The 25,510-nt window shown below is 72.0% G+C and carries 23 protein-coding genes; 12 read left to right on the top strand and 11 right to left on the bottom strand.

Annotation, left to right across the window (positions count from 1 at the left end; translation table 11 throughout):
* Nucleotides 1-80: 80 nt before the first annotated feature.
* Together BMW85_RS35460 and BMW85_RS48795 are read left to right on the top strand one after the other, a co-directional pair.
* A complete protein-coding gene (locus BMW85_RS35460; protein WP_091090426.1) occupies nt 81-1,271 on the top strand; it encodes a helix-turn-helix domain-containing protein in 1,191 nt (396 codons plus the stop codon).
* An 87-nt stretch (nt 1,272-1,358) separates the two neighbouring features.
* Nucleotides 1,359-1,553, top strand: coding sequence for a hypothetical protein (locus BMW85_RS48795; protein ID WP_143082515.1), 195 nt, complete (start codon nt 1,359-1,361; stop codon nt 1,551-1,553).
* Nucleotides 1,554-1,555: 2 nt separating this feature from the next.
* On the opposite strand, the gene BMW85_RS35455 is transcribed toward BMW85_RS48795, so the two are convergent.
* On the bottom strand, nt 1,556-2,335 hold the full coding sequence (locus BMW85_RS35455; RefSeq protein ID WP_091090424.1) for a TetR/AcrR family transcriptional regulator C-terminal domain-containing protein: 780 nt from the start codon (nt 2,333-2,335) through the stop codon (nt 1,556-1,558).
* Nucleotides 2,336-2,377: 42 nt separating this feature from the next.
* On the opposite strand from BMW85_RS35455, the gene BMW85_RS35450 reads away from it, so the two are divergent.
* Nucleotides 2,378-3,085, top strand: coding sequence for a DUF8817 family protein (locus tag BMW85_RS35450; RefSeq protein ID WP_091090422.1), 708 nt, complete (start codon nt 2,378-2,380; stop codon nt 3,083-3,085).
* 19 nt (nt 3,086-3,104) lie between these two features.
* Here BMW85_RS35450 and trpS read toward each other — a convergent pair whose 3' ends face one another.
* A complete protein-coding gene (gene trpS, locus BMW85_RS35445; protein ID WP_091090420.1) occupies nt 3,105-4,109 on the bottom strand; it encodes a tryptophan--tRNA ligase in 1,005 nt (334 codons plus the stop codon).
* Nucleotides 4,110-4,123: 14 nt separating this feature from the next.
* A complete protein-coding gene (locus BMW85_RS35440; RefSeq protein WP_091090418.1) occupies nt 4,124-5,437 on the bottom strand; it encodes a hemolysin family protein in 1,314 nt (437 codons plus the stop codon).
* 86 nt (nt 5,438-5,523) lie between these two features.
* Between BMW85_RS35440 and galE the strand changes: the two genes are divergently transcribed.
* Nucleotides 5,524-6,471 carry a UDP-glucose 4-epimerase GalE gene (gene galE / locus BMW85_RS35435; protein WP_091090416.1) on the top strand — a complete coding sequence of 316 codons (948 nt, stop codon included), beginning with the start codon at nt 5,524-5,526 and terminating at the stop codon, nt 6,469-6,471.
* A gap of 270 nt (nt 6,472-6,741) precedes the next feature.
* On the opposite strand, the gene BMW85_RS35430 is transcribed toward galE, so the two are convergent.
* Complete coding sequence (locus tag BMW85_RS35430) at nt 6,742-7,728, bottom strand: malate dehydrogenase (RefSeq protein WP_091090413.1); 987 nt, start codon at nt 7,726-7,728, stop codon at nt 6,742-6,744.
* Nucleotides 7,729-7,783: 55 nt separating this feature from the next.
* Nucleotides 7,784-9,907 carry a serine/threonine-protein kinase gene (locus BMW85_RS35425; protein ID WP_091090410.1) on the bottom strand — a complete coding sequence of 708 codons (2,124 nt, stop codon included), beginning with the start codon at nt 9,905-9,907 and terminating at the stop codon, nt 7,784-7,786.
* Nucleotides 9,908-10,089: 182 nt separating this feature from the next.
* Between BMW85_RS35425 and BMW85_RS35420 the strand changes: the two genes are divergently transcribed.
* The gene (locus BMW85_RS35420; RefSeq protein ID WP_091090581.1) at nt 10,090-11,217 is read left to right on the top strand and encodes a saccharopine dehydrogenase family protein; all 1,128 of its coding nucleotides are present in this window, start codon (nt 10,090-10,092) and stop codon (nt 11,215-11,217) included.
* Nucleotides 11,218-11,233: 16 nt separating this feature from the next.
* Here the strand turns inward: BMW85_RS35420 and BMW85_RS35415 are convergent, their stop codons facing one another.
* The 4 genes from BMW85_RS35415 to BMW85_RS35400 all read right to left on the bottom strand — a co-directional run bounded on the left by BMW85_RS35415 (nt 11,234) and on the right by BMW85_RS35400 (nt 15,227).
* Nucleotides 11,234-12,268: a polysaccharide deacetylase family protein gene (locus BMW85_RS35415; RefSeq protein WP_245775247.1), complete on the bottom strand. Its 1,035-nt coding sequence runs from the start codon at nt 12,266-12,268 to the stop codon at nt 11,234-11,236.
* A 193-nt stretch (nt 12,269-12,461) separates the two neighbouring features.
* Nucleotides 12,462-13,676 (bottom strand): NADP-dependent isocitrate dehydrogenase, encoded by a 1,215-nt coding sequence (locus tag BMW85_RS35410; protein ID WP_091090406.1) that lies wholly within the window; start codon nt 13,674-13,676, stop codon nt 12,462-12,464.
* A gap of 53 nt (nt 13,677-13,729) precedes the next feature.
* Nucleotides 13,730-14,035, bottom strand: a complete 306-nt coding sequence (locus BMW85_RS35405; protein WP_091090405.1) for a DUF3017 domain-containing protein — start codon at nt 14,033-14,035, stop codon at nt 13,730-13,732.
* A gap of 70 nt (nt 14,036-14,105) precedes the next feature.
* Complete coding sequence (locus BMW85_RS35400; protein ID WP_091090402.1) at nt 14,106-15,227, bottom strand: citrate/2-methylcitrate synthase; 1,122 nt, start codon at nt 15,225-15,227, stop codon at nt 14,106-14,108.
* Between the two features lie 181 nt (nt 15,228-15,408).
* Between BMW85_RS35400 and BMW85_RS35395 the strand changes: the two genes are divergently transcribed.
* Nucleotides 15,409-16,059: an FHA domain-containing protein gene (locus BMW85_RS35395; RefSeq protein WP_020543670.1), complete on the top strand. Its 651-nt coding sequence runs from the start codon at nt 15,409-15,411 to the stop codon at nt 16,057-16,059.
* Between the two features lie 201 nt (nt 16,060-16,260).
* Here the strand turns inward: BMW85_RS35395 and BMW85_RS35390 are convergent, their stop codons facing one another.
* Nucleotides 16,261-17,796 carry a glycoside hydrolase family 10-like protein gene (locus BMW85_RS35390; RefSeq protein ID WP_245775246.1) on the bottom strand — a complete coding sequence of 512 codons (1,536 nt, stop codon included), beginning with the start codon at nt 17,794-17,796 and terminating at the stop codon, nt 16,261-16,263.
* Nucleotides 17,797-17,883: 87 nt separating this feature from the next.
* On the opposite strand from BMW85_RS35390, the gene BMW85_RS35385 reads away from it, so the two are divergent.
* The 6 genes from BMW85_RS35385 to BMW85_RS35360 all read left to right on the top strand — a co-directional run bounded on the left by BMW85_RS35385 (nt 17,884) and on the right by BMW85_RS35360 (nt 24,493).
* A complete protein-coding gene (locus BMW85_RS35385) occupies nt 17,884-19,332 on the top strand; it encodes a glycoside hydrolase family 3 protein (protein WP_091090397.1) in 1,449 nt (482 codons plus the stop codon).
* A complete protein-coding gene (locus tag BMW85_RS35380) occupies nt 19,329-20,192 on the top strand; it encodes a MurR/RpiR family transcriptional regulator (RefSeq protein ID WP_091090395.1) in 864 nt (287 codons plus the stop codon). Before BMW85_RS35385 ends, BMW85_RS35380 begins: the two co-directional genes overlap by 4 nt.
* 109 nt (nt 20,193-20,301) lie before the next feature.
* Nucleotides 20,302-21,270, top strand: coding sequence for an ABC transporter substrate-binding protein (locus tag BMW85_RS35375; RefSeq protein ID WP_091090392.1), 969 nt, complete (start codon nt 20,302-20,304; stop codon nt 21,268-21,270).
* Nucleotides 21,267-22,070 (top strand): ABC transporter permease, encoded by an 804-nt coding sequence (locus BMW85_RS35370; protein ID WP_177241048.1) that lies wholly within the window; start codon nt 21,267-21,269, stop codon nt 22,068-22,070. The genes BMW85_RS35375 and BMW85_RS35370 overlap by 4 nt, the downstream gene beginning before the upstream one ends.
* A complete protein-coding gene (locus BMW85_RS35365; protein WP_091090390.1) occupies nt 22,067-22,825 on the top strand; it encodes an ABC transporter permease in 759 nt (252 codons plus the stop codon). The genes BMW85_RS35370 and BMW85_RS35365 overlap by 4 nt, the downstream gene beginning before the upstream one ends.
* Before the next feature lie 9 nt (nt 22,826-22,834).
* Complete coding sequence (locus BMW85_RS35360) at nt 22,835-24,493, top strand: thiamine pyrophosphate-dependent enzyme (RefSeq protein ID WP_091090388.1); 1,659 nt, start codon at nt 22,835-22,837, stop codon at nt 24,491-24,493.
* Between the two features lie 24 nt (nt 24,494-24,517).
* Here the strand turns inward: BMW85_RS35360 and BMW85_RS35355 are convergent, their stop codons facing one another.
* Nucleotides 24,518-25,363, bottom strand: a complete 846-nt coding sequence (locus BMW85_RS35355; RefSeq protein ID WP_091090386.1) for a bifunctional methylenetetrahydrofolate dehydrogenase/methenyltetrahydrofolate cyclohydrolase — start codon at nt 25,361-25,363, stop codon at nt 24,518-24,520.
* Nucleotides 25,364-25,510 lie beyond the last annotated feature (147 nt).

Genomic DNA, 25,510 nt, shown 5'->3' with positions numbered 1-25,510 from the left:
CTGTGCCGAAACCACTCACAGGCGGGGTCCTGGAGCCCTAGCCTGTGGGCAGTTGCGACAGAGCAGGAGGCGCCACGCCCATGACCGAGATCACGACCGGTCAGATGGTCCGGCTTCAGCGCGAGCGAAGGGGCATGAGCACCACCGCGCTGGCCACCCAGTCAGGATGCACCCCCCGACACATCGAACTCATCGAGCACGGCAAACGCACCCCCTCGCTCCCCCTCCTGCGCGAGATCGCCAAGGTGCTCGGCGTACGGACCGCGGTGCTGCTCGGCGAGACGCCCCGCGACTCGCACGAGCCCAGCAGGCCGCAGATCGGCGACATCGAGCGGGCCATGTTCACCTGCCGGCCCCTCTCGCCCGACCTCGAACCGCCGGACGCGGACCAGCTCTCCGAACGGGTCGCCGCGGCCCGCAGCGCCTGGTTCACCTCGGCCAGGCGCTACTCGATCCTCATGGCGGCGCTGCCGTCCCTGGTCACCGACGCCGAGAGCCTGGCCGCCCTGCGCACGCCGCGCGCCCGCAGCGTCGCCACGGACGCCTACATGCTGGCCAGGGGGGTGCTCAAGCACCTGCAGCGGGTGGACCTCGCGCACCTCGCGGCCGACCGGGCCATGCGCCTCGCCGAGGAGTCTGAGGACCCGCTGACGATCGCGTGGGCGTACTGGAACCTCGGGCAGTCGATGTTGTCCGACGACATGCACCAGATCGCGTACGACGTCGCCCGGCAGGGCATCGAACTGCTCGAACCGCACGTGCCCGACGGCGACGACCGGCACCTCAAAGCGCTCGGCGCGCTGCACCTGCTGGCCGCCATCGGCGAGTCCCGCTCGGGCGACGACGACCGGGCGCGCGAACGCCTGCGCGGCACCGCGAGCCGCCTCGCCGAGCGGGTACGCGACCACTCCGACGTCTACGACCTCGCCTTCTTCGGCCCCACCAACGTCGCCATCCACCTCGCCAGCATCGAGAACGACGCCGGCCGCCCCGAGGACGTGCTGCGTATCGCCGACGACATCGACCTCGCCGCGACCCCGTCCATCGAGCGGCGCACCACCCACCTCGGGGAGGTCGCCCGCGCCTGCGAGGACCTCGGCGACGACGCCGCCAGCCTGCTGCACCTGCTGCGCATCGAGCGCGAGTCCCCCGAGGAGCTGGACCACAAGCTGCTGCTCAGGGAGATGGTCCGGGCGCTGGCGCGGCGGGCCAGGCCGTCGTGGGCGCCGGAGGTCCGCCGGCTCGCCGAGCGCCACGGCATCCAGAGCTGACCCGAACTCCCAGTTCGGTCCGGGCGAACACGGAGTTCTTCAGCCCGAGTTCGTCACGGACCGGCGTCCCGGTGCCACGCTGCGTCCATGACCACAGCGCCGTATGCCGACCTCGTCATGGAACGACTGCTTGAGGAAGCCGAACGGGAGTTCCCCGGCTGGGCGTTCGCACGACACCATGCCGGCTGGACCGCCGCCCGCGGCGACCTCCGGCTCACCAGGCCGAGCCTGGCCGCCCTCCGCGCGCTCCTGCGCGTCCACCGGGAGGCCAGGGAAGGCTGACGTCAGGACGCGCGCCCCGGGCCCGTCGCGATCCGCCCGGCCACCGCGTCGAGGACCAGGCCGAGGCCGAGGGAGAAGCGGTCCAGGGCCCGCTGCAGCGTGTACGGCAGCGCCGTGTCCGACACCCCGAACGCCCCGGCCTCCTCCAGCGCGGCGAGCAGCGGGAACCGCCCGTTCATGCGCTCCTCCAGGAACGGCGCCCGCCGCTCCCACCACTCGTCGTCGCTGCTGCCGGTCTGCGCGGGCGCCTGCTCGGCCTCGACCACGGCCGCCGCGGCGCCCCGCGTGTACGAGTCCACCGCCGCCACACAGCCCACCACGTCGGCCGCGGCCAGCCCGTGCCCGTGCAGCAGCGCCAGCGTGGCCTCGTACCTGGCGAGGACGTGGGGGCCGAAGACGGTCCGCGAAGTGGACACCTGCAGCAGCCACGGGTGGGCCCGGTAGGCGGCCAGGTCGGCCTCGGCGACGCCGCGCAGCCCGGCCCGCCAGCCTGAGGCGACGTCGGGCAGCGGCTGCCCGCCCACCACCCGGTCGACCATCAGCTCCAGCAGCTCGGCCTTGCCCGGCACGTACGTGTAGAGCGACGCCGTGCCGATCCCCAGCTCCTGGGCCAGCGCCCGCATGGACAGCGCGGCCGGCCCGGCCCGATCGGCCGCGGCGACGGCGGCGTCCACGACGGCGGCCAGCTCCAGCCGCTGCCTGGGCCCGCGCCGGGGGGCCGGGAGCCCGTCCCAGAGCAGGGCCATGGTCCGTGCGGGGTCGCCCCGGCCCGCGTACTCCATGACAGGGGCCTCCTTAAACTCCGAACATCGTACGATGTTTCCATGACCGAGACCGTCATCCCCCTCCTGCCCTGCCGGCAGCTCGACGACGTCCTGCCCTTCTACCGCGCCCTCGGCTTCGACGTCACCTACCGCCAGGAGCGCCCCAACCCGTACGCCGCCGTCCGCCGCGGCGGGGTCGAGCTGCACTTCTTCGGCGTGCCCGAGTTCGACCCCGAGCAGTCCATGGGCAGCGTGGTCGTGGTGGTGCCGGACACGGGGGCGCTGCACGCGGCGTTCGCGGCGGGGCTGCGGGCGGCGTTCGGCAAGGTGCCGGTGTCCGGGATCCCGAGGATGACCCGGCCACGGCGCGTGCAGGGCACGTCGGGCGGGTTCGTCGTGGTGGACCCCGGCGGCAACTGGGTGCGGATCAGCCGCCGCAAGGAGGACTCCGGCGAGCCGGACCCGGCGGAGGGACGGCTCGCGCGGGTGATCGCCGCCGCCGCCCGCCAGGCCGACGCGCGCGGCGACGTGGCGGCCGGCGTCAAGCTGCTGGAGACCGGCCTCGCCAGGCACGCGGCGGCGCCGCCCGCGCAGCGGCTGCCCGCCCTGGTCTATCTGGCCGAGCTGCGGCTGCGCGCCGGCGACCGGGACGCGGCGGCGGGCCTGCTCGCCGAGGTCGCCGCCCTGGAGCTGACGGAGGCGGAGCGCGAGGCCCTGGCCGACGACCTCGCCGCCGCCACGGACCTCACGGGCCGCCTCGACCCCTGAGCCGGAGGCGCCGGGGTCGTCAGAGCTTGGGCAGGAAGCCGACCCGGTCGCGGACCTGGTCCATCGTCAGCCGGGCGACGGCCCCCGCGCGCTCGGCGCCGACCGCGAGCATGCGGTCGAGCTCCGCCTCGTTGGACAGCAGCTTCTCGGCGCGCTCGCGGATCGGCGTGAACGTCTCGACGACGGCCTCCGCGACCTCCTTCTTGAACGTGCCGTAGCCCTGCCCGGCGTAGCGGGCGACCAGGTCGGGGATCGGCGTGCCGGTCAACGCCGACTGGATGCGCAGCAGGTTGGAGATGCCCGGCTTGTTCTCCTCGTCGAACAGGACCTCGGTGCCGGTGTCGGTGACCGCCCGCATGACCTTTTTGCGCAGCGGCCCCGGCTGCTCCAGGACGTCGAGGATGCCCGCCGGGCTGGAGGACGACTTCGACATCTTCGCCGTCGGTTCCTGGAGGTCGGTGATCTTCTCGACCTCCTTCAGGATGTAGGGCTCGGGCAGCGTGAAGGTGTCGCCGAAGCGGTGGTTGAAGCGCTGACCGAGGTCGCGGGTCAGCTCCAGGTGCTGCTTCTGGTCGGCGCCCACCGGCACCTTGTCGGCCTGGTAGATGAGGATGTCGGCGGCCTGGAGGATGGGGTAGGTGAACAGCCCCACGCTGGCCGCGCTCTCGCCGAACTTGGCGGACTTGTCCTTGAACTGCGTCATCCTGCCCGCCTCGCCCATGCCGGTGAGGCAGATCAGGATCCAGGCGAGCTCGGTGTGCTCGCGTACGTGCGACTGCACGAAGACGGTGGCCCGCTCGGGGTCGAGGCCCGCGGCGAAGAGCTGCGCGGCGGCCACGCGGCTGCGCCGGCGCAGTGCGGCGGGCTCGGTCGGCACGGTGATCGCGTGGAGGTCGACCACGCAGTAGAAGGCGTCGTGGGTCTCCTGCATGGTGACCCACTGACGGACCGCACCCAGGTAGTTGCCCAGGTGGAAGGAGTCCGCGGTGGGCTGGATGCCGGAGAGAACACGAGGTCTGGCCATAGCAGGCAATTGTGTCAGGAATCCTGGTCGGGCGGCGACTCGACGGCCGGTCGGCGTTTCACCCGCACCCGGGCGATCCGCCGCCCGTCCAGCTCGATGACCTCCAGGTCGAAGCCGTCCACCTCGACCCGCTCGCCGAGCGCCGCCACGTGGCCGAGCACCGCCATGACGAAGCCGCCCAGCGTCTCGTACGGGCCGTCGGGCAGCCTGATGCCGGTCTCGGTGGCGAAGTCGTTGAGGTTGGTCAGGCCGTCGATCTCGATCTCGCCGGCGGGCAGGACGACGACGTCCTCCTCGATGTCGTACTCGTCCCTGATGTCGCCGATCAGCTCCTCGACCAGGTCCTCCAGGGTGATGATGCCGGCGGTGCCGCCGTACTCGTCGACCACGATGGCGAGGTGCTGGCCCTCGTCGCGCATCTCGTTGAGCGTGCTGAGCAGGCGCTTGGATGCGGGCACGAACTTGGCGGGGCGGATCGGGACGAGCGCGCTGACCGGCTCGACGCGCCCGGACAGCTCGGGGTCGAGCAGGTCGCGTACGTGCACGAAGCCGATGATCTCGTCGTAGGAGGTGCGGTAGACGGGGAAGCGGGAGTGCGGCAGCCGGGCGGCGAGCGCGGCGGCCTCGGCGAGCGGCGTGTCGGCCTCCATGAACTCGACCTCGGTGCGCGGCAGCATCACCTCCCTGAGCTGCCGTTTGCCGGCGGCGAAGACCTCGCCGATGAGCTTGCGCTCGTCGGCGGTCAGGTCGTGGTGGCCGACCACCATGTCGCGCAGCTCCTCGGTGGTGACCTCCTCGCGGTCGGCCTCCGGGTTGCCGCCGAGCAGCCGTACGACGACGTCGGTGGACTTGGAGAGCATCCAGATGATCGGCCGCGACAGGCGGGCGACCCAGTCGAGGAACGGGGCCACGAACAGCGAGAGCCCTTCGGCCCGCTGCAGCGCCAGGCGTTTGGGCGCCAGCTCACCGAGCACGAGTGAGACGTACGAGATGGCCAGCGTGACCAGCACCAGCCCGAGCACCGGGGCGACGCCGCCGGGCACGCCCCAGCCCTGCAGGACGGGTGTGAGCTGCGCGCCCAGCCGGTCGGCGCCGAACGCGGCCGACAGCATGGTGGCCACGGTGACGCCGATCTGGACGGCGGAGAGGAATCGGTTGGGGTCGCGGGCGAGTTTGGCCACGCGTTCGCCCCTGCGGCCACGGTCGGACAGCTTGCGGATCTGGCTCTCGCGCAGCGAGACCATCGCGATCTCGGCGGCGGCGAAGAAGCCCCCGATCAGGACGAACAGCAGGACCAGGGCGACGTTGGCCGCGACGGTGTCAAACATGGTGGTTGGCAGCGTATACGGGTGCTTTCCCGCGTATGCTGAACAGCAAGCCTTACAAAATCAAACATATTTGAACAGGAGTCCACATGAGATTGCTGGTCACCGGCGGGGCGGGATACGTCGGCAGCGTCGTCGCCGCCCAGCTCGTGGAGGCGGGACACGAGGTGACCGTGCTCGACGACCTGTCGACCGGCCACCGGGACGCGGTGCCGGAGGGCGCCAGGTTCGTGCGCGCCGACATCGCCGAGCCCGGTGACGCGCTGGACGGTGTGGACGCGGTGCTCCATTTCGCGGCCAAGTCGCTGGTCGGCGAGTCGGTGGAGAAGCCCGGCCTCTACTGGGCGAACAACCTGGGCGGCACCCTCGCGCTGCTGGAGGCCATGCGGGACAAGGGGGTCGGCCGGATCGTGTTCTCCTCGACGGCGGCGACGTACGGCGAGCCGGAGCGCGCGCCCATCGAGGAGAGCGACCCGACGCGCCCGACCAACCCCTACGGCGCCTCCAAGCTCGCCGTGGACACGGCGCTGAGCGCCTTCGCCCGCGTCCGCGGCCTGGCCGCTGTGAGCCTGCGCTACTTCAACGTGGCCGGCGCCTACGGCCGCTTCCGCGAGCGCCACGCGGTCGAGACCCACCTCATCCCGAACGTGCTGAAGGTCGCCACCGGCGAGCGCGACTCGGTCAGCGTCTTCGGCACCGACTACCCCACCCAGGACGGCACCTGCGTGCGCGACTACGTCCACGTCGCCGACCTGGCGCGGGCGCACCTGCTGGCGCTGGAGGCGCTCACGCCCGGCGAGCACAAGATCTACAACCTGGGCAGCGGCTCCGGCTTCAGCGTGCGGGAGGTGATCTCGGTCTGCCGCGAGGTCACCGGCCACGAGATCCCGGCGGTCTTCGGCGAGCGGCGGCCGGGCGATCCCGCCGTGCTGGTCGCCTCGTCCGCGAAGATCCAGCGCGAGCTGGGGTGGAAGGCCGCCCGCCCGTCGCTGCACGACATCGTCTCCGACGCCTGGGAGGCGCTTTCCGGCAAATGAGCCATACGGCGGCGCTATATGTGCTGTAGTACCGAAACGTGAAGAGCATTTCACCGAGGGTCACGAAACCGATCTTTGGCGCTCTCATCGTGGCAGGCAGCCTGCTCGCCGCCGCCGGAGTGGTGTTCGCCACCCCGGAGGCGACCGCCCACCCCGGTCCGCAGGCGACCTGTCCCGCGCGGAGCGACGGAACGGACGGCGGGTGCGCCGGGCAACGCGGACGCCCCCCGCCGATGGTCGGCGAGGGGCGTCCGGCGCGGGCGGGGCGGCTCAGATGAGGCCGAGCTCCTTGACGGCGGTGCGCTCCTCCTCCAGCTCGCGCACGCTGGCGTCGATGCGCTCGCGGGAGAAGGCGTCGATCTCCAGGCCCTGGATGATCTCGAACTTCCCGCCGGCGGCGCGGACGGGGAACGACGAGATGAGGCCCTCGGGCACGCCGTACGAGCCGTCGGAGACGACCGCGGCGGAGGTCCACTCGGTGCCGTTGACCCAGTCGTACACGTGGTCGATGGCGGCGTTGGCGGCCGAGGCGGCCGAGGAGGCGCCGCGGGCGTCGATGATGGCCGCGCCGCGCTTGGCGACCGTCGGGATGAAGGTGTCCTTCAGCCACTCGTGGTCGACCTGCTCGGCCGCGACCTTGCCGCCGACCTCGGCGTGGAACAGGTCAGGGTACTGGGTGGCGGAGTGGTTGCCCCAGATCGTCATCTTCCTGATCTCGGTCACCGGCACCTGGAGCTTGGCGGCGAGCTGCGAGAGCGCGCGGTTGTGGTCGAGCCGGGTCATCGCGGTGAAGCGCTCGGCCGGCACGTCGGGGGCGTGCTGCTGCGCGATGAGGGCGTTGGTGTTGGCCGGGTTGCCCACGACCAGGACCCGGATGTCGTCGGCCGCGTGGTCGTTGATGGCCTTGCCCTGCGGGCCGAAGATGCCGCCGTTCGCGCCGAGCAGGTCGCCGCGCTCCATGCCGGCCTTGCGCGGCATGGCTCCGACGAGCAGCGCGACGCTGGTGCCGTCGAACGCGACGTCGGGGCTGTCGGTGATCTCGATGCCGGACAGCAACGGGAACGCGCAGTCGTCCAGCTCCATCGCGGTGCCCTCGGCGGCCTTCACGGCGGCCGGGATCTCCAGCAGGCTGAGCTTGACCGGCACGTCGGCGCCGAGAAGCTGACCCGAAGCGATGCGGAACAGCAGTGCGTAGCCGATCTGGCCGGCGGCTCCGGTGACGGTCACCTTGACGGGCGCAGTGGCTGACGACGCCATGGCCTTTCCCCTAACTCGCAGCAGAATGTCGGACGTTGGGGATGTTACCCGCTCGTCATCCGCAGGTTTCCATCGCGGGTTGCCGTAGCTCCGGTTTGAAGTCGACCTTGCCGAAATACTGGTCGATGAGTTCCTTCATGGCGCCGCTGCGATAGAGGTCGGCGATGATGCCGTTGACCGCCTTGCAGGTGGCCGCGTCGCCCGGGCGGATGCCGACGCCGTAGCGCTCGTTGCTGAGCTTCGCGCCGAGGATCTTGTAGCGCAGCGGCTCGCGGTTGGCGAAGCCGGCCAGGATCACGTCCTCGCCAGGGACGGCATCGACCTTGCCGGTGCGCAGGAGGTCCATGCACTCGGCGTAGTTGCCGGCGAGCACGGGCTTGACCTTCACGCGGTCCTGGACCTCGCCGACGGACGGGCTGCTCGGGGCGCACACCCGTTTGCCCGCCAGGTCGCCGAGCTCGTCGATGCCGCCGCCCGCGCGGACGAGCACGTCGCGGTGTGCCAGGTAGTAGGGGCCGGCGAACGGGGTGCGGCCGTCGATGACGTACGTCGCCACGACCAGGTCGAGCTTGCCCTGCGCCAGCCCGGCGGGCCGGTCGTCCCTGCTGACCCGGACGAACTCCGTCTCCCTGGCCCCGAGGCCGGACGCGATGCGCCGGGCCAGCTCGATGTCGAAGCCCTCGAACGCCTGGCCGTTCTGCAGCCCGACGCCGGGCAGGTCGCCCTTGACGCCGATGACGATCCTGCCGGTGGTGGCCACCTTGTCCACCACGGAGGCGTACGACGGCGCCCCCGGCGTGGTCGGCTCGGCGCCCTGCTCACGGAAGGCCAGGGGCCAGCCGTTCATCGCGGCGACCATCGCGGCGCCGGCCACCAGCACGAGCACGCCGGCGAAGGCCGCCCACAGCCGCCAGCGGGAGCGCCGCCGCCGTGCGGGTGCCGACGACGGCTCGGTGGGCGCGGGGTAGGAGGGCTGCCCGCCCTCGCCCGGCCCGCCGCCGGCCACGTCGCCGGACCGGGGCACGGGCGGGGTGGTCAGCGCCGCCCCCTGACCCTCGTGCGCCCGCCCACCGCCGGCCCCGGCGTGCCCGTGGCCGGCGGAGCCGAGCTGTCCCTGGCCGGCTGAGCCGGTGTGCCCCTGTCCGGTGGCGCCGGCGTGGCCCTGCCCGGTGCCGCCGGCATGGCCCTGCCCGGCGGTGCCGGGCTGTCCCTGGGCGGGCGGGCCGTGCTCGGCCGGCACCAGGGACCCCGCGCCCCTGCGGGCGGGCAGGTCGGTGACGGACCTCGCGTTGACCCGGCTGAACGGCGTCGTGTCGTCGCCCGCGACCTGCACACCGCGCGTGAGCACGGCGGTGGAGGCACCGACGCCGGTGGACTGCCCGAGCAGCCGCAGCAGGATCTGGTCGGCGGAGGGCCGCTCGGCGGGCGCCTTGGCCAGCGCCCCCGCCACCACGCCGCGCAGCGGCTCAGGCAGCATGGTGACGTCGACCTCGTGGTTGAGGATGCGGTTGAGCACGGTCGCGATGGACTTGCCCTCGAAGACCACCTGGCCGGTCGCCGCGAAGGCGATCGTCGCCCCCCACGAGAAGACGTCGGTGTAGGGCCCGACGTCGTCGCCGGCGATCTGCTCGGGGGCCATGTAGGCGGGCGTGCCGATGGCCCGGCTGGTGATCGTGCCGGTGGAGTCGATGATGCGCGCGATGCCGAAGTCGACCACGCGCGGCCCGTCGGCGGCGATCAGCACGTTGTCGGGCTTGAAGTCGCGGTGGACGATGTGCGCGTGGTGGATGGCGGTGAGCGCGGTGGCGGTGCCGATCGCGAGCCGGTCCAGCGGGGTGCCGCTCAGCGGCCCGTCGGTCTCGATCAGCTCCCTGAGCGAGCGGCCCTCGATGTACTCGCTCGCGATGTACGGCGTGTCGCCGTCGAGGTCGGCCTCCATCACCCGCGCCGTGCAGAACGACGCCACCCGCTGCGCCGCCTTGAGCTCGCGGGCGAAGCGGGAGCGGGCGATCGTGTCGCCGGAGAATTTCACGTGCAACAGCTTGATGGCGGCGCGCTCGCCCTCGTCATTGACACCGAGGTAAACGATGCCCTGACCGCCCTCGCCGATGCGTCCGGACAGCCGGAATGATCCCAGGTGCGGGGGATCACCGGCCACCAGTGGCGCGATCTGCGGCATTCGTCTGTCCCCACGTTTACTCGATCCCAACGAGGCAAACTTTACGACGCTCAGCTAGTTCACAGGGATCCGTTAACCGTTCGTGACGTCACGGTTCGCCACACTTTGTCACGAAAACCGGCAATTTTGCCGATCAACGCAGGCCCTTGCGCGGGCGCGACTCGGCGGAGAGGCTCAGGATCATGGACCGTCCCTACGACATCGTGCTCTTCGGCGCGAGCGGCTTCACCGGCGCACTCACCGCCGCCTACCTCGCCGCCGCCGCGCCGCCCGGCACACGGTGGGCGTTGGCCGGCCGCGACCCCGCCAAGCTCGAACGGCTCGGCCTCGACGTGCCGATCCTGCGGGCCGACGCGACCGACCGGCCCGCGCTCGCCGACCTGGCCGCCAGGACGAGGGTGCTCGCCACCACGGTCGGCCCGTACGTCACCCACGGCGGGCCGCTGGTGGCCGCCTGCGCCGAGGCCGGCACCCACTACCTCGACCTGACCGGCGAGCCCGAGTTCGTCGACCGGACCTATCTGCGCCACCACGACCTGGCCGCCCGCACCGGCGCCAAGCTCGTGCACGCCTGCGGCTTCGACTCGATCCCGTGGGACCTCGGCGTGCTCCACACCGTCGGCCTGCTCCCCGAGAACGTCCCGCTCACCGTCAGCGGCTTCCTGCGGGTGAACGGCCGGCCGTCCGGGGGCACGCTGTCGACCGTGCTCACCATCGCGGGCCGGCCCCGCCAGGCCGCCGAGGCCGCCGCACAGCGCCGCGCGGCCGAGCCCCGCCCCAAAGGCCGCAGGGTCAGCTCCAGGGCGGGTGGGGTGCGTTACGTGGGCGGCTGGGCGCTGCCGATGCCCACCCTCGACCCGATGATCGTGGGCCGCTCGGCCCGGCTGCTCGACCGCTACGGCCCCGACTTCACCTACCGCCAGCACTTCGCGGTCCGCACGCTCCCCCGCGCCCTCGCGGTGGCGGCGGGCGCGGGGGCGCTGGCGGTGGCCGCGGCGCTCCCGCCGGCCCGCGACCTGCTCCGCGCCCGCCTGCGGCCCGGCCAGGGCCCGTCGCCGGAGCAGCGCGCGAAGAGCTGGTTCCGGGTCACGTTCCTGGGCGAGGGCGGCGGCGAGCGGGTGATCACCGAGGTCGCCGGCGGCGACCCCGGTTACGACGAGACGGCCAAGATGCTCGGCGAGTCCGCGCTGTGCCTGGCCTTCGACGACCTGCCGGAGCGGGCGGGCCAGCTCACCACCGCCTCGGCGATGGGCCAGGCGCTGATCGACCGGCTGGTACGCGCGGGCATCTCGTTCACGACCCGCGGATGAGCGTCAGTAGGGCCCGTCAATAGGGCAGGGCCCAGGTGGTGAAGGTCTTGCGCAGGTAAGGGTTCTTGAACTTCGGATACGCGACCGTCCGCGGGTCGCCGTCCGACACGTACCGCATGTCCGGGTTCTTGTTGAGCCAGTCCAGCCACGCCTCCGAGCAGAACTGGGAGCAGTCGCCCTTCTTCTCCATGACCTTGATCCGCGGGATGCCGGCCGGCTCGAACGCCTTGCTGAACGGCGCCGGCGAGGGCGTGTACCCGGCCAGGAACGCGCCGTCGTGGTGGTAGCCCGGGCCGTGCAGCGCCCAGTTCTTGTTCTTCGGCTGGTTGCCGTACGGCAGCGCGATCGTGGTGGGCTTGACGCCCGACAGCGACGCGATCTGCTTGCCGATCGTGCTGATCTGCTCCTCGACCTCCTTCTGCGAACGGCCGCGCAGGTTGATGTGGTCGCGGGTGTGGTTGCCGAGGTCGAAGCCGTTGTCCTTGAGCCACTGCAGCGTCTGGGCCTGCTCCTCGCGCACGGTCTTGCCGAACATGTCGCGGGTGATGTACATGGTGGCGACCGGGCGGAAGCCCGGGTGCTTGGCCGCGACCTCCTTGAGGATCGCCACGGCCGTGTCCTTCTGCGGGACGCCCACCTCGTTGAGCGTGAGCTGCGAGGGCGAGGAGTCGTCGAAGGTCAGGACCACCGGGTGCTTGCCGGCCGGGATGTCGATCCTGCCGGCCACCATCTCGGCGGCCGTGATCGGCACGTAGTCCTCCTTGACCAGCCGCTCCAGGTCCGCGCGGAACTGCGCGGGCGAGCGGTCGTCGGTCGTGCCCGGCTTCTCCACGACGCGGTGGAACATCAGCACCGGGATCTGGCCCAGCTCGTTGGCCTTGACCGCGGCGGCGCGCTGGACCTTGGCGGCCTTGCTCGCCTTGGCCTTGGCCGCAGCGTCGGCCTTGCTGTCCGCCATCTTGACGGTGTCTGCGGGCTGCGAGTCGCACCCCGTCGTCAGGATCGCCGCGGCGGCAAGCACCCCCAATCCCCCCAGGAAACGCAGTCGCATTCGAACCCCCCGAGACGCGCACGACTGTTACGAGGGGGCTCTTACCCAGCTGATCAACTGTGCCACGCCGGGTGACCGTCAAGACCTGGGCAAAGCCGGGCGGCGGGGTGCCCGGCCCGGGCGGCGGCAAGCGAAACGGCCTCCGCCCGGCGGCACGCCGCGGGGTGGAGGCCGTTCCGTCTCGGGGTGGCCGTCAGGCCATCTTCTTCTTCAGGTTCTCGTCCAGCGCGCCCAGGAAGTCCTGGGTGGTCAGCCACGCGGCGTCGCCGCCGACCAGGAGCGCGAGGTCCTTGGTCATCTGGCCGCCCTCGACCGTCTCGACGCAAACCTGCTCCAGCGTGTTCGCGAACTCGGTGACCGCGGGGGTGTTGTCCAGCTTGCCGCGGTGGGCCAGGCCACGCGTCCACGCGAAGATCGAGGCGATCGGGTTGGTGGAGGTCGGCTTGCCCTGCTGGTGCTGGCGGTAGTGGCGGGTCACCGTGCCGTGCGCGGCCTCGGCCTCGACCGTGCGGCCGTCGGGGGTCATCAGCACCGACGTCATCAGGCCGAGCGAGCCGAAGCCCTGCGCGACCGTGTCGGACTGCACGTCGCCGTCGTAGTTCTTGGCCGCCCAGACGTAGCCGCCCTCCCACTTGAGCGCCGCGGCGACCATGTCGTCGATGAGGCGGTGCTCGTAGGTCAGGCCGGCCTTCTCGAACTCGGTCTTGAACTCGGTCTCGTAGACCTCGGCGAAGATGTCCTTGAAGCGGCCGTCGTACGCCTTGAGGATGGTGTTCTTCGTCGACAGGTAGACCGGGTAGTTGCGGTTGAGGCCGTAACGCATGGAGGCGCGGGCGAAGTCGCGGATCGACTCGTCCAGGTTGTACATCGCCAGCGCCACGCCGGCGCCGGGGAAGTCGTACACGTCGAGCTCGATCGGCTCGGAGCCGTCCTTCGGCGTGTACGTCAGCGTCAGCGTGCCCTCGCCCGGGATCTTCAGGTCCGTCGCGCGGTACTGGTCGCCGAAGGCGTGACGGCCGACCACGATCGGCTTGGTCCAGCCCGGCACCAGCCGCGGCACGTTCGACATGATGATCGGCTCGCGGAAGATGACACCGCCGAGGATGTTGCGGATGGTCCCGTTGGGGGACTTCCACATCTTCTTGAGACCGAACTCCTCGACCCGCGCCTCGTCCGGGGTGATGGTGGCGCACTTCACGCCGACGCCGTACTTCCTGATGGCGTTGGCGGCGTCGATGGTGACCTGGTCGTCCGTGGCGTCTCGGTGCTCGATGCCGAGGTCGTAGTACTTCAGGTCGACGTCGAGGTAGGGAAGGATCAGCTGGTCCTTGATGAACTGCCAGATGATCCGGGTCATCTCGTCGCCGTCAAGCTCGACGACCGGACCCTCCACCTTGATCTTGGGCATGCGAATGGTTCCCCTTCGATGAATTGATGCGTTGAGGCTATCGGACGGCCAGCTCATCGGGCGAAAAGGGACAGGATCATCGCCTTCAGCTGATCGTCGTCGAGCAGCAAGGAGGTCAGGACCAGCACGAACCCGAAGACGGCCAGGGTGGTGACGTCGTTCCTCCTGCTCCTGATCGCGAGCTGGCCGGCGTAGCCGGCGAACCGCAGCGCGGCGGCGACCATGATGACGGCCCCCAGCGCGAACCCGCCCCAGCGCGGGCCCACCAGGAAAGTCAGGGACACCCCGACGACCGCACCCGCCAGAATCAGCGGGTACGGCCCCCAGCTCTCACGTTCTGTGCTTCTGTCGGCGCTCAACGCACCTGCTCATGGTCGCATTCGCTACGGGCCTGCGTTGGCATCGTTCCTCGCTCTCTCCGGCCCAGGCTCATCGCTCGTCGATCGGCTTCCATTTCTGGTCGGTCTCACCGATGTACTCGCTGTCGGGGCGGATGAGGCGGTTGTCGGCGTGCTGCTCGATGACGTGTGCCGTCCAGCCTGACATGCGGCTGATCGAGAAGACCGGGGTGAACAGGTCGGTCGGGATGCCAAGGTAGTGGTAGACCGAGGCGGCGTAGAAGTCGACATTCGGGTAGAGGCCCTTGGCCTCGAAGACGACCTCCTCCATCTCCTTGGACATCCGATAGTACGTGTCGTCGCCGGCGGCCTCGGCCAGCTCGGCGGACATCCTGCGCAGGTGCGTGGCGCGCGGGTCCTCGGTCTTGTAGACGCGGTGCCCGAAGCCCATGATCTTCTCGCCGCCGGCGAGCTTGTCGCGGACGGCCTGGGCCACGCCGTCGGCGGGGATCGACTCCAGCGTCTTCATGACCTGCTCGTTCGCGCCGCCGTGCAGGGGGCCCTTGAGGGTGCCGATGGCGGCGACGATGGCGGAGTGCATGTCCGAGAGCGTCGCGGCGCACACCCGGGCGGCGAACGTGGAGGCGTTCATGGTGTGGTCGGCGTGCAGCACCAGGCACTCGTCGAAGATCTCGACCTCGCGCGGCCCGGGGCGGCGCCCGGTGACCTGGAGCAGGAAGTTGCCCGCGATGCTCAGCTCGGGGTCGGCGTCGGGGACGCTGCCGCCGGTGCGGGCGGCGTGGTAGCGCGCGACGAGCACGGGTTGCTGGGCGGTCAGGCGGGCGGCCTTGCGCAGGTTGGCCTCTGGCGCGATCGAGTCCTTGTCGGGGTCGTCGGCGGCCGACAGCGAGACCAGCGAGCGCAGCGCCTCCATGGGCGTCTGCTTCCCGGCGATCTCGTCGATGTTGGCCGCGGCCAGCGGGCCGGGCTCGCGCCCCGCCGCCAGGGACTCGGAATAGCCCGCGAGCTCGGCGCGGTCGGGCAGCTTGCCGCGCTGGAGCAGGTGCGCGACCTCCTCGAACGTGGCGCGGCCGGCCAGATCGTGGATGTCGTATCCGCGATAGAAGAGACGGCCGGCCTTTCCGTCAATGTCGCTCAGCGCTGTGGACGCGGCTACGACATCGGCGAGACCTTTCGTGGGCTTGTCCGCCATGACTGCTTCCTCCGCTTATCTCCCTCCGAAGTCTACCTGTGAGCTGGTAAAACCGGCCGCGAAGGTCAAGACCAATTTCGCGTACGATTCTCCTTTCGGCAAAGGCGATTCCCCATCCCCTCGTTTGGGTAAGCCGGAGCTGTAGTAATAGTTACGGCGGGCTACCTGGGGAGGAACTGCCGTGGAGGGGCCGTTCATACGCATCGAGGACACCGGTGAGGTGATCCCGTTGCGCCCCGAGATCACGACGGTCGGGAGAGGCCGGGGTGTCGACATCCGGCTCACCGATCCCAGCGTGTCTCGACTCCATGCCGAGTTCGTCAGACGAGGACCCTACCTGTATGTCGTCGACCTGGGCTTGTCCAGGAACGGCACGCGGGTGAACGGCAGGCCGATCGCCCGGAGGGTCCTTGACGACGGCGACGTCGTCTCGTTCGGCGCGGCACGGGGTCGCATCGGTGGAGTCCCTCGTGAGGACTTCACCCCCGAGGTCGAGCTGCGCAGGGCCGCGGCGCCCGAGCTGACCAGGCGCGAGGTCGACGTGCTGACCTCGCTCTGCCGGCCGGCGCTGTCGGACGAGGCGTTCGTCGCCCCCGCGACCGCACGCGAGATCGCCGACGACCTGGTCGTGACGGAGGCCGCGGTGAAGCAGCACCTGCTGCGGCTCTACCAGAAGTTCAGGATCCCCGAGGGCACCAACCGGCGCACCCGCCTCGCCAACGAGGTGGTCGCGCTCGGACTGGTGCGCCCGACCCCTGTGGTCCCCCCGCAGCGGTCATCGGGAGCCCCGGCCGAGCAGCAGCCGTCACCGGCAGGGCGCAGGGCTTCGTAGGCGAGCTCATCGCGACCGGGGCCGCGGCGAGGGGTTCCGGCAGCGTTCGGAGCCACGACGTGGGTTGGAGCGGCGGCGAGCGCCGCGCACCGGATCCTCACGGGATCCGGTGCCGTCGCCCGCCGTGCTCGTGGCTGGTCAGGGACGGGCCGGCGACGCGCGTGCGCGGAGCACGCCCGCGACGCGCGTGGCCGGCTCGGCTCACAGGGTCCTGAAACCGTTGCTGGGCTTGCTGGTCCGGTTGGCCCGGTCCACCGCCACGACGTAGTAGTGGTCGCCGCGCTTGCCGTCGGGGTCGGTCCACTGGATCTGGCGGTCGCCGGGCACGACCGCGACCAGGTTGCGGGCGTCGGCGAAGGCGTCGCCGGCGGCCGGCCGGTCGAAGCGGAAGATCGCGAACAGGAACGGCTCGTCCTTGCCCGTCGCCACGGCCCGCACCTCGACGCCGCCGTGGCGGCGCAGCGCGTACGCCACCACCGGGCGGCGCGGCGGCTCGCCGTTCGCCAGCCTGGGCAGCACGGGCGCGAGCGCGGGCCGCTGGTAGTGGTCCTTGATCGCGGTCGAGATCGAGCCGATCCTGTCGACCTTGACGTCGTTGGCGTTGTACCAGATGTCGCCGCTGATCTCCGGGTGCTCGCGGTTGAGCGTGAGGTGCCTGGACAGCTCACCCGGCGCCTGCCACTCGGCGGCCTGCGCGGGGTCGCCCGCCTTGTAAGCGGCCTGCCCGATCCACAGCAGCGTACGGGTGCCGCTCGCCACGTCCGACCACCACGGGACGAGCTTGGAGTAGTCGGCCGGCGGCTGGCCGATGTACCAGTAGAGCTGCGGGGCGATGTAGTCCAGCCAGCCCTTCTTGACCCAGCCGCGGGTGTCGGCGTGCAGGTTGTCGTAGGACTGCCCGCCGTTGGTCTCGGAGCCCAGCGGGTCGGTGCCCTTGTTGCGCCAGATGCCCGACGGGCTGATGCCCCAGGCGATGTCCGGCTTGGCCTGGAGCACGCGCTGCTGCATCTCCTGGACCATGAGGTCGACGTTGTTGCGCCGCCAGGCGGCGAGGTCGGGGAAGCCGGCGCCGTACTGGGCGAAGGCGGCGCTGTCGTCGAAGGCCGTGGTGTTCGTCGGGTAGAAGTAGTCGTCGAAGTGCAGGCCGTCGATGTCGTAGCGGGTGACCGCGTCCATCATGGCGTCCTGGCAGAACTTCCTGACCTCCGGCATGCCGGGGTTGTAGTAGAGCTTGCCGCCGAACGGCAGGATCCAGTCGGGGTGCTTGCGTCCGGGGTGGTCGGGGTGGAGCTTGGCCGGGTCGGCCTGCATCGACACCCGGTAGGGGTTGAACCACGCGTGGAAGGCCAGCCCGCGCTTGTGCGTCTCCTCGACGGCGAAGCCCAGGGGGTCGTAGCCGGGGTCCTGGCCCTGCTTGCCGGTCAGGTACTCCGACCACGGCTCGAACGGCGACGGCCAGAAGGCGTCGGCCGTCGGCCGGATCTGCACGAACACCGAGTTGAGCCCGCGCTGCACGGCGAGGTCCAGCCAGGCGAGATACTCGGCCTTCTGCTGGTCGGCGGTGAGCCCCTGCTTGGACGGCCAGTTGATGTTGACGACGGACGCGATCCACATGCCGCGCATCTGGTGCAGCGGGGGCACGTACGCGGCGTCGGTCTCGGCGAAGGCGGGCAGCGGCACCGCCGTGGCGGCGGCGGCGAGGGCGAGACCCTTCAGAAGAGTCCTTCTGCTCGGCATGGGGGGTGGCCTCTCGGAAGTGGTTGTATCGAAGGCGACGATGACAGAAAATTACCTTCAGATCAACAACTGTGAAGGAAAATGCCGATGAGCCGTGACCTGTACAGACTGGCGCTGGCGGTGCTGCACCCGGGGTTCGAAGGAACCTCGGCCCCCGACTGGCTGCGCCGCGCGCTGGGCGAGGGTCTCGGCGGGGTCGTGCTGTTCGCGCGCAACGCCATAGGCGCCCCGCTCGTCAAGGAGCTGCGCGCCGAGAACCCCGGCGTCGTCGTCGCCATCGACGAGGAGGGCGGCACCGTCACCCGGCTCGAAGTGGGCGCCGGCAGCTCCTTCCCCGGCAACAGGGCGCTGGGCGTGGTGGACGACGCCGGGCTCACCGAGCGGGTGGGCCGGCAGATCGGCCGCATGCTCGCGGAGCTGGACATCACCCTCGACTACGCGCCTTCCGCCGACGTCAACGCCAACCCCGCCAATCCGGTCATCGGGGTCCGCTCGTTCGGCCCCGATCCCGACCTGGTGGCCCGGCACACGGCGGCGTTCGTCCGGGGCGTGCAGGGCGCGGGCGTGGCCGCCTGCGCCAAGCACTTCCCCGGCCACGGCGACACCGTCACCGACTCCCACCTGGCGCTGCCCACCGTGCACGCCTCCCGCGAGGAGCTGCTCGCCCGCGACCTCCCGCCGTTCCGTGCCGCGATCGAGGCCGGGGTGCGGTCTGTCATGACCGGTCACCTGCTGGTGCCCGCGCTCGACCCCGACGCGCCGGCGACGCTCAGCCAGGCCGCGCTGACCGAGCTCCTCAGGGGCGAGCTCGGCTTCGACGGCATGGTCGTCACCGACGCCATCGAGATGCGGGCGGTGGCCGCGATGGCCTCACCCGGCGAGATCGCGGTGCGCGCGCTCAACGCCGGCGCCGACGCCATCTGCATCGGGATCGCCGGCGAGGACGGGCTGCGCGAGATCCGCGACGCCGTCGTGGCCGCCGTACGGGACGGCGTCCTGCCCGAGGAGCGCCTGGCCGAGGCGGCCGGGCGGGTGCGGGCGCTGTCCGACTGGTACGCCGCCCGCCCCGCCGACCGCGAGGCCGCCCGCGCCGACGTCGATCCCGGCGTCGGCCTCACGGCCGCCCGCGAGGCGCTCACCGTGACCGGGACCGCCCGGCTCGACCGGGCGCCGCTCGTCGTCGAGGTCAACACCCGGCTCAGCCAGGCCGTGGACCCGGACACACCGACCGGCATCACCGCCGCACTGACCACGCTGCTGCCCGGCACGACCATGGTCCGCCTGGAACGCGACGCCCCCCTCCCCGACCTCGGCAGTCCAGATCCGGACGGCGGGCGGCCGGTGGTGTTGGTGGTGCATGACGCGGCGCGGCACACCTGGGTGCGGGACGTCGTGGACGCGGCGGTCGCGGCCCGTCCGGACGCGATCGTCGTGGACACCGGCGTCCCCGGCCCGCCCTCCGGCGCGACGCACGTCGCCACGCACGGCATCTCCCGCGTCTCCGCGCAGGCCGCCGCCGAACGGCTGGCCAGGTGAGCACCGTCGAGCCGGCCAGCCCCGTCGCCGCCGTACGGGCCGTGCTGCCCTCACTCACCCCGGCGGCCCAGGCCATCGCCCGCATCATCCTCGACGACCCGGGCCTGGTCGTACGGAGCACGATCACCGAGTTCAGCGCGGTCTCCGGCACCAGCGAGGCCACGATCGTACGGACCGCGCGGGCCCTCGGCTTCGGCGGCTACTCGCAGATGCGCTTCGCCCTCGCCGCCGCCGTCGCCAAGGAGCCCGAACGGCTGGTGCCCGGCGACCTCGGCCCGGACGACCCGCTGACCGACGTGATCGCCAAGGTCGCGCGGGCCGAGTCGGACGCGCTCGCCGACACCTCCGCCCAGCTCGACCCGGAGCAGCTCGGCGAAGTGGTGTCGGCCATCGCGGCGGCCCGCCGGGTGGACGTGTACGGCGTCGCCGCCTCGGGCCTGGTCGCCGCCGACATGTCGCAGAAACTGCTGCGCATCGGCCTGTCCAGCCACCCCTTCAGCGACGCCCACCTGGCCCTGACCAGCGCCGCCCTGCTCAAGGACGGTGACGTGGTGGTGGCGATCAGCTGCAGCGGGGAGACGCCCGACGTGCTGGTGCCCGCCCGGACGGCGGCCGAGGCGGGGGCGGCGGTCGTCGCGATCACCAACAACCCGCGCTCGTCGCTCGCCGAGCTGGCCGATCACACGCTGGTGTCGGCGGGGCGCGAGACGGCCTTCCGCCCCGGCGCGCTGGCCAGCCGGATCAGCCAGTTGCTGATCGTGGACTGCATCTTCGTGGGCCTCGCGCAGCGGACGTACGACCGGGCCGACGCCGCCATCCGCGCCACCCGCCAGGCGACCGACCGCTACCGCGCCCGCTGAGGAGCGACCGTGATCCCTTGACACGAGCCAGGAGAGGCGTAGCTTCCGCGATACGGGATCGTTCGGTCAGAGAAGTTCTGTGCGCATAGCGAACACAACAGGAGCAGCCGTGCGTCGCGCTCTCGTCCTCCTCACCGCCTCCGTCGCCGCCCTGTCCACCGTCCTGTCCGCCGCCGGGTGCGGCGGCGCGGAGCCCGCGGCGACCGGCGGGCCCGGCGCGTCCGGGCCGGCCAAGGTCAACGCCGGGGTCATCGCCATCGTCGACACCGCCCCGATCCACCTCGGCCTCGCCAAGGGCTTCTTCCGCGAGCAGGGCATCGACCTCACCATCACCCCCGTCCAGGGCGGGGCGGCGGCCGTCACGGGCGCGGTCAGCGGCCAGTTCCAGTTCGCCTTCGCCAACGTCACCTCGCTGCTCACCGCCAAGCAGCAGGGCCTCGACGTCAAGGTCATCGCCAACGGCGTCTCCTCCACCGGCGAGCAGGGCAAGGACTTCAGCGCCGTCCTGGTCAGGCCCGACAGCCCCATCAGGAGCCCGAAGGACCTGGCGGGCAGGAAGATCTCGGTCAACCAGCTCAAGAACATCGGCGACACGACCGTACGCGCGTCCGTACGGAAGGCCGGCGGCGACCCGGGCGGCATCGAGTTCGTCGAGCTGCCCTTCCCCGACGCGCCCGCGGCGCTGCAGAGCGGCCGGGTGGACGCGATCTGGGTGGTCGAGCCGTTCGTCAGCCAGGCCGTCAGCCAGGGAGCGCGCCCCGTGGCCTGGAACTTCGCCGACACCGCCCCGGACCTGACCGTCGCCATGTACTTCACCACCGGCCGCACCGACCCCGCCCTGACCAAGCGGTTCTCGGCGGCGATCACCAAGTCGCTGGAGTACGCCGACGGGCATCCCGACGAGGTCAGGGACGTGCTCGGGACGTACACGAAGATCGCGCCCGAGGTGATCGCGAAGATCACACTGCCGAAGTGGCCGGCCGAGGTCAACCGGGCCTCCGTGCAGACCGTCGCCGACCTGGCGCTGCGGGACGGGGTGCTGAAGGAGAAGGTCGACGTCGCGGCGCTCGTGCCGTGAGCCGTCCCGGCCTCCCTCCGAAGGCGGCGGCGCTCGTCCGCGCGGGCCACGGGCTGGTGGGACTCGGCGGCCTCCTGCTGCTGCTGGAGGCCGTGCCGCGGCTCGGCCTGGTGGACGAACGGTTCCTGCCGCCCGCCTCCCGCGTCCTCGCCACGCTGGCCGCCGAACTTGGCACGCCCGAGCTGTGGGCGGCGCTCGGCGCGACCCTGCGCGGCTGGGCGCTGGGGCTGGCCATCGCCTTCGCCGCCGCCGTGGCCGCCGGGGTGGTCATCGGGATCGTGCCCGGCCTGCGCGCCATGACGAACTCGACCGTCGAGTTCCTGCGCCCGATCCCGTCGGTCGCGCTGGTGCCGCTGGCCACGCTGCTGTTCGGGCCGTCGCTCGGCTCGACGCTCCTGCTCGTGGTCTACGCGGCGTTCTGGCAGGTCCTCATCCAGGTCCTGTACGGCGTCGCCGCCGTGGACCCCGTCGCCCACGACACCGCCCGCGCGTACGGGCTGTCGGCCTGGTCGCGGGTGCGGCACCTGCTGTGGCCGACCGCGCTGCCGTACGTGATGACCGGGCTCCGGCTGGCGGCGGCGGTGGCGTTCATCCTGGCGGTCACCGCGGAGCTGGTGATCGGCAGCCCCGGCCTCGGCGCGGAGATCCAGGTGGCGCAGAGCAGCGGCGCCGTCCCGGCCGTGTACGCGCTGATCGTGCTGGCGGGGCTGGTCGGCATCGCGGTCAACGCCGCCGTACGGCTGCTCGAACGCCGGGTGCTGGCCTGGCATCCTTCCGTACGGTCGGAGGCGGCGGCGTGAGGGCCGTCCGGCTGCTGGCGCTGCCCGCGCTGCTGGTCGGCGTGTGGTGGGCGGTCAGCGGGAGCACGTTCTACCTGCCGGACCCCGTGACCGTGGGCAGGGCGTTCGCCGAGACGTGGTTCTCCGCGCGGCTGCTCGACGACGTGCTGCCGAGCGTCGGCCGGCTGCTGGCCGGCTACGCCCTGGCCGGGGTGCTCGGCGTGGCGCTCGGGGTGCCGATCGGGCTGTCGGCGCGGCTGCGCGCCACGCTGGAGCCCGTACTGGAGTTCTTCCGCGCGATCCCGCCGCCCGTGCTGGTGCCGCTGATCATGCTGCTGGCCGGGATCGAGACGCCGATGAAGGTGCTGGTCATCGTCTCCGGCTGCGTGTGGCCGGTGCTGCTGAACACCGTCGAGGGCGTGCGCGCGCTGGACGAGGTGCTGTCCGACACCTGCCGCATGTACGGCGTACGCGGGCAGTCCCGGCTGCGCCGCTTCGTGCTGCGCGGGGCCAGCCCGCAGATCATGACCGGCCTGCGGCAGGCCCTGTCGATCGGGATCATCCTCATAGTCATCAGCGAGATGTTCGCCAGCTCCAGCGGGCTCGGGTTCACGATCGTGCTGTTCCAGCGGCAGTTCCAGATCGCCGAGATGTGGAGCGGCATCCTGCTGCTCGGCCTGCTCGGGCTCGGGCTGTCAGCCCTGTTCCGTCAGGTGGAACGGCGGGTACTGGCGTGGTACCACGGCGGTGGGGCGGGCATCGGTTCGGCAGGCTAGGGAGGCGCGGTGGGCACCGTCAGGGAGGCCACGTTCGACGTGCTCAGGCGGCACGGGCTGACCACGATCTTCGCCAACCCCGGCTCCACCGAGGTGTCGCTGCTGACCGGGCTCCCCGACGACCTGCGCTTCGTCCTGGCCCTGCACGAGGGGTCGGTGGTCGGCATGGCGACCGGCTTCGCCCTCGGGCGCGAGGCCCCCGCCCTCGCCGTGCTGCACACCACGGCCGGGCTCGGCAACGCCGTCGGGGCCATCGCCACCGCCCGGGTCAACCGGGCGCCGCTGGTGATCCTGGTCGGGCAGCAGGACCGGCGGCACCTGGCGCTGGAGCCGTTCCTCGCCGGACGGCTCGACGGGCTCGCCGGCGACTACCCCGTACGGGTGGACCAGCCGGTACGCCCCCAGGACGTGCCCGGAGCCGTCGCGCGCGCCTGCCACGAGGCGGTCACCGGGCGCGGGCCCGCCCTGGTCGTGGTGCCGATGGACGACTGGGACGCCGAATGGGCCGAGGACGTCGTCGCCGTGCCCGCGCGGGTGGTACGGCCCGCCGGCGTGGCCGACGCCGACCTCGCGCCGCTCGTGACGCTGCTGTCCGGGGCGCGCGCGCCGGCGATCGTGTCGGGGGCGGGGGCGGACTGGGGGTCCCTGGTGGCGCTGGCGGAGCGGCTGGGGTGCCCGGTGTTCCAGGAGTCGTTCGGCGGACGGGCCGGGTTCCCGCAGGACCACCCGCAGTACGCCGGGGTGCTGCCCGCCGACCGGGCGCGGCTGCGGGCGGCACTGGGGGCGTACGACGTGGTGCTGGCGGTGGGGGCGCCGGTGTTCCGGCAGTACCCGTACGTGCCGGGGCCGCTGGTGTCGCCGGGGACGACGGTCGTGGTCGTCACCGACGATCCGTCGGAGGCTCATCGGAGCGCGGCCGACCTGGCGTACTTGGCGGCGCCGGCCGCGACCTGCACCCGCCTGTCAGCCCTCCTCCCCACCACCCCTGCGCCGGCCGTCGCGACCCGTGCTTCGGTGCCGGGCGTCGGACCAGGCGGCACCGGGCCAGGCGGCGCTGGGGCAGGCGGCGCTGGGGCGGACGGCGTCGTGTTGCCTGTGTTGCCTGCCGGCGGGCGGCCGTTGCGGGCCGCGCATGTGCTGCATGAGCTGGCCCTGCGGCTGCCCGCCGACGCCGTGCTCGTCGAGGAGACCCCGTCCTCCCGCCCCGACCTGCACCGGCTCGTCCCCGCCAGGAACCCGCTCGGCTTCGTGTCGGCCGCCATGGGCGGCCTCGGCTTCGCCCTCCCCGCGGCGGTCGGCCTGCGCATGGCGCTCCCCGACCGGCCCGTGGTCGCGGTCGTCGGCGACGGCTCGGCGTTGTACGGCGTACACGCCCTGTGGAGCGCCGCCCACTACCGGGTGGGCGCGCTGTTCCTGGTGCTGGCGAACGGCCGCTACGCGATCATGGACCGGCTGGCCGACCAGCGGGGCGGCAAGGCCCCGTGGCCGCCGTTCAACGAGGTGGACCTGGCCGCCCTGGCCCGTTCGCTCGGCTGCCCCGCGCGCAAGGTGGACGGTCACACCGAGCTGGTCGCGGCGCTGGAGGAGGTGGTGCCCACGCTGGCCGCCCGCGAGGAGCCCCTGCTGCTCGACGTGAGCGTGACCGTCGACCCCGACTTCCAGCCCTGAGCCGTACGGGCCCGTTCTGAGACGTCAGAGGCGCTCGGCGGCCTCGACGACGTTGGACAGCAGCAGCGCCCTGGTCATCGGGCCGACGCCGCCGGGGTTGGGCGTGAGGAAGCCCGCGACCTCCTCGACCTCGGGCGACACGTCACCGGCGATCTTGCCCTCGACGCGGGAGACGCCGACGTCGAGCACGGCCGCGCCCGGCTTGATCATGTCGGCCTTGATCAGCTCGGGCACCCCGGCCGCGGCCACGACGATGTCGGCCATGCGGGTGTGCGCGGCGAGGTCCTGGGTGCCGGTGTGGCAGAGGGTGACGGTGGCGTTCTCGCTGCGGCGGGTCAGCAGGAGGCCGAGCGAGCGGCCCACGGTGATGCCGCGGCCCACGACGACGACCTCGGCGCCCTTGATCGGTACGTCGTACTCCTGGAGAAGCAGCACGATGCCGTGCGGGGTGCACGGGAGCGGGGCCTCGACCATGTGGACGAGACGGCCGAGGTTGACCGGGTGGAGGCCGTCGGCGTCCTTGGCCGGGTCCATCCGCTCCAGCAGGGCCATGGTGTCGAGGTGCTTGGGCAGCGGGAGCTGGACGATGTAGCCGGTGCACTCGGGGGAGGCGTTGAGCTCGTCGATGGCCGACTCGACCTCGGCCTGGGTGGCGGTGGCCGGCAGGTCGACGCGGATGGAGGCGATGCCGACCTCGGCGCAGTCGCGGTGCTTGCCCGCCACGTAGATCTGGCTGCCGGGGTCGTCGCCGACGAGGATGGTGCCGAGGCCCGGCGTGATGCCGCGCTCCTTGAGCGCGGCCACCCGGGTCGTGAGGTCTGCCTTGATCTTGGCGGCCGTGGCCTTGCCGTCGAGTTTCACTGCGCTCATGCCGCAATCCTTCCATGCCGGGCCCCACCCGCCGCACACCCGCTCCCCTCCGCCGGGCCGCCCCGGCGGCCACGCCCCCTCGCGGACACGTCCGGGCGGCGGTTTCTCCTCGCGGGCGTGCGCCCCGGCGGCCGTTCCCCTCGCGGG

Source organism: Nonomuraea wenchangensis, assembly GCF_900111685.1.
Lineage (GTDB): Bacteria > Actinomycetota > Actinomycetes > Streptosporangiales > Streptosporangiaceae > Nonomuraea > Nonomuraea wenchangensis.
This window is presented reverse-complemented; position numbering and strand designations above follow the sequence as displayed.

What these genes read in the sequence shown, in the direction of transcription:
- BMW85_RS35390 (WP_245775246.1), bottom strand. Translation starts at nt 17,796, where the DNA reads ATGCCGAGCAGAAGGACTCTTCTGAAGGGTCTCGCCCTCGCCGCCGCC.
- BMW85_RS35400 (WP_091090402.1), bottom strand. Translation starts at nt 15,227, where the DNA reads ATGGCGGACAAGCCCACGAAAGGTCTCGCCGATGTCGTAGCCGCGTCC.
- BMW85_RS35425 (WP_091090410.1), bottom strand. Translation starts at nt 9,907, where the DNA reads ATGCCGCAGATCGCGCCACTGGTGGCCGGTGATCCCCCGCACCTGGGA.
- BMW85_RS35415 (WP_245775247.1), bottom strand. Translation starts at nt 12,268, where the DNA reads ATGCGACTGCGTTTCCTGGGGGGATTGGGGGTGCTTGCCGCCGCGGCG.
- BMW85_RS35450 (WP_091090422.1), top strand. Translation starts at nt 2,378, where the DNA reads ATGACCGAGACCGTCATCCCCCTCCTGCCCTGCCGGCAGCTCGACGAC.
- BMW85_RS35430 (WP_091090413.1), bottom strand. Translation starts at nt 7,728, where the DNA reads ATGGCGTCGTCAGCCACTGCGCCCGTCAAGGTGACCGTCACCGGAGCC.
- BMW85_RS35420 (WP_091090581.1), top strand. Translation starts at nt 10,090, where the DNA reads ATGGACCGTCCCTACGACATCGTGCTCTTCGGCGCGAGCGGCTTCACC.
- trpS (WP_091090420.1), bottom strand. Translation starts at nt 4,109, where the DNA reads ATGGCCAGACCTCGTGTTCTCTCCGGCATCCAGCCCACCGCGGACTCC.
- BMW85_RS35355 (WP_091090386.1), bottom strand. Translation starts at nt 25,363, where the DNA reads ATGAGCGCAGTGAAACTCGACGGCAAGGCCACGGCCGCCAAGATCAAG.
- BMW85_RS48795 (WP_143082515.1), top strand. Translation starts at nt 1,359, where the DNA reads ATGACCACAGCGCCGTATGCCGACCTCGTCATGGAACGACTGCTTGAG.
- BMW85_RS35385 (WP_091090397.1), top strand. Translation starts at nt 17,884, where the DNA reads ATGAGCCGTGACCTGTACAGACTGGCGCTGGCGGTGCTGCACCCGGGG.
- BMW85_RS35440 (WP_091090418.1), bottom strand. Translation starts at nt 5,437, where the DNA reads ATGTTTGACACCGTCGCGGCCAACGTCGCCCTGGTCCTGCTGTTCGTC.
- BMW85_RS35460 (WP_091090426.1), top strand. Translation starts at nt 81, where the DNA reads ATGACCGAGATCACGACCGGTCAGATGGTCCGGCTTCAGCGCGAGCGA.
- BMW85_RS35455 (WP_091090424.1), bottom strand. Translation starts at nt 2,335, where the DNA reads ATGGAGTACGCGGGCCGGGGCGACCCCGCACGGACCATGGCCCTGCTC.
- galE (WP_091090416.1), top strand. Translation starts at nt 5,524, where the DNA reads ATGAGATTGCTGGTCACCGGCGGGGCGGGATACGTCGGCAGCGTCGTC.
- BMW85_RS35410 (WP_091090406.1), bottom strand. Translation starts at nt 13,676, where the DNA reads ATGCCCAAGATCAAGGTGGAGGGTCCGGTCGTCGAGCTTGACGGCGAC.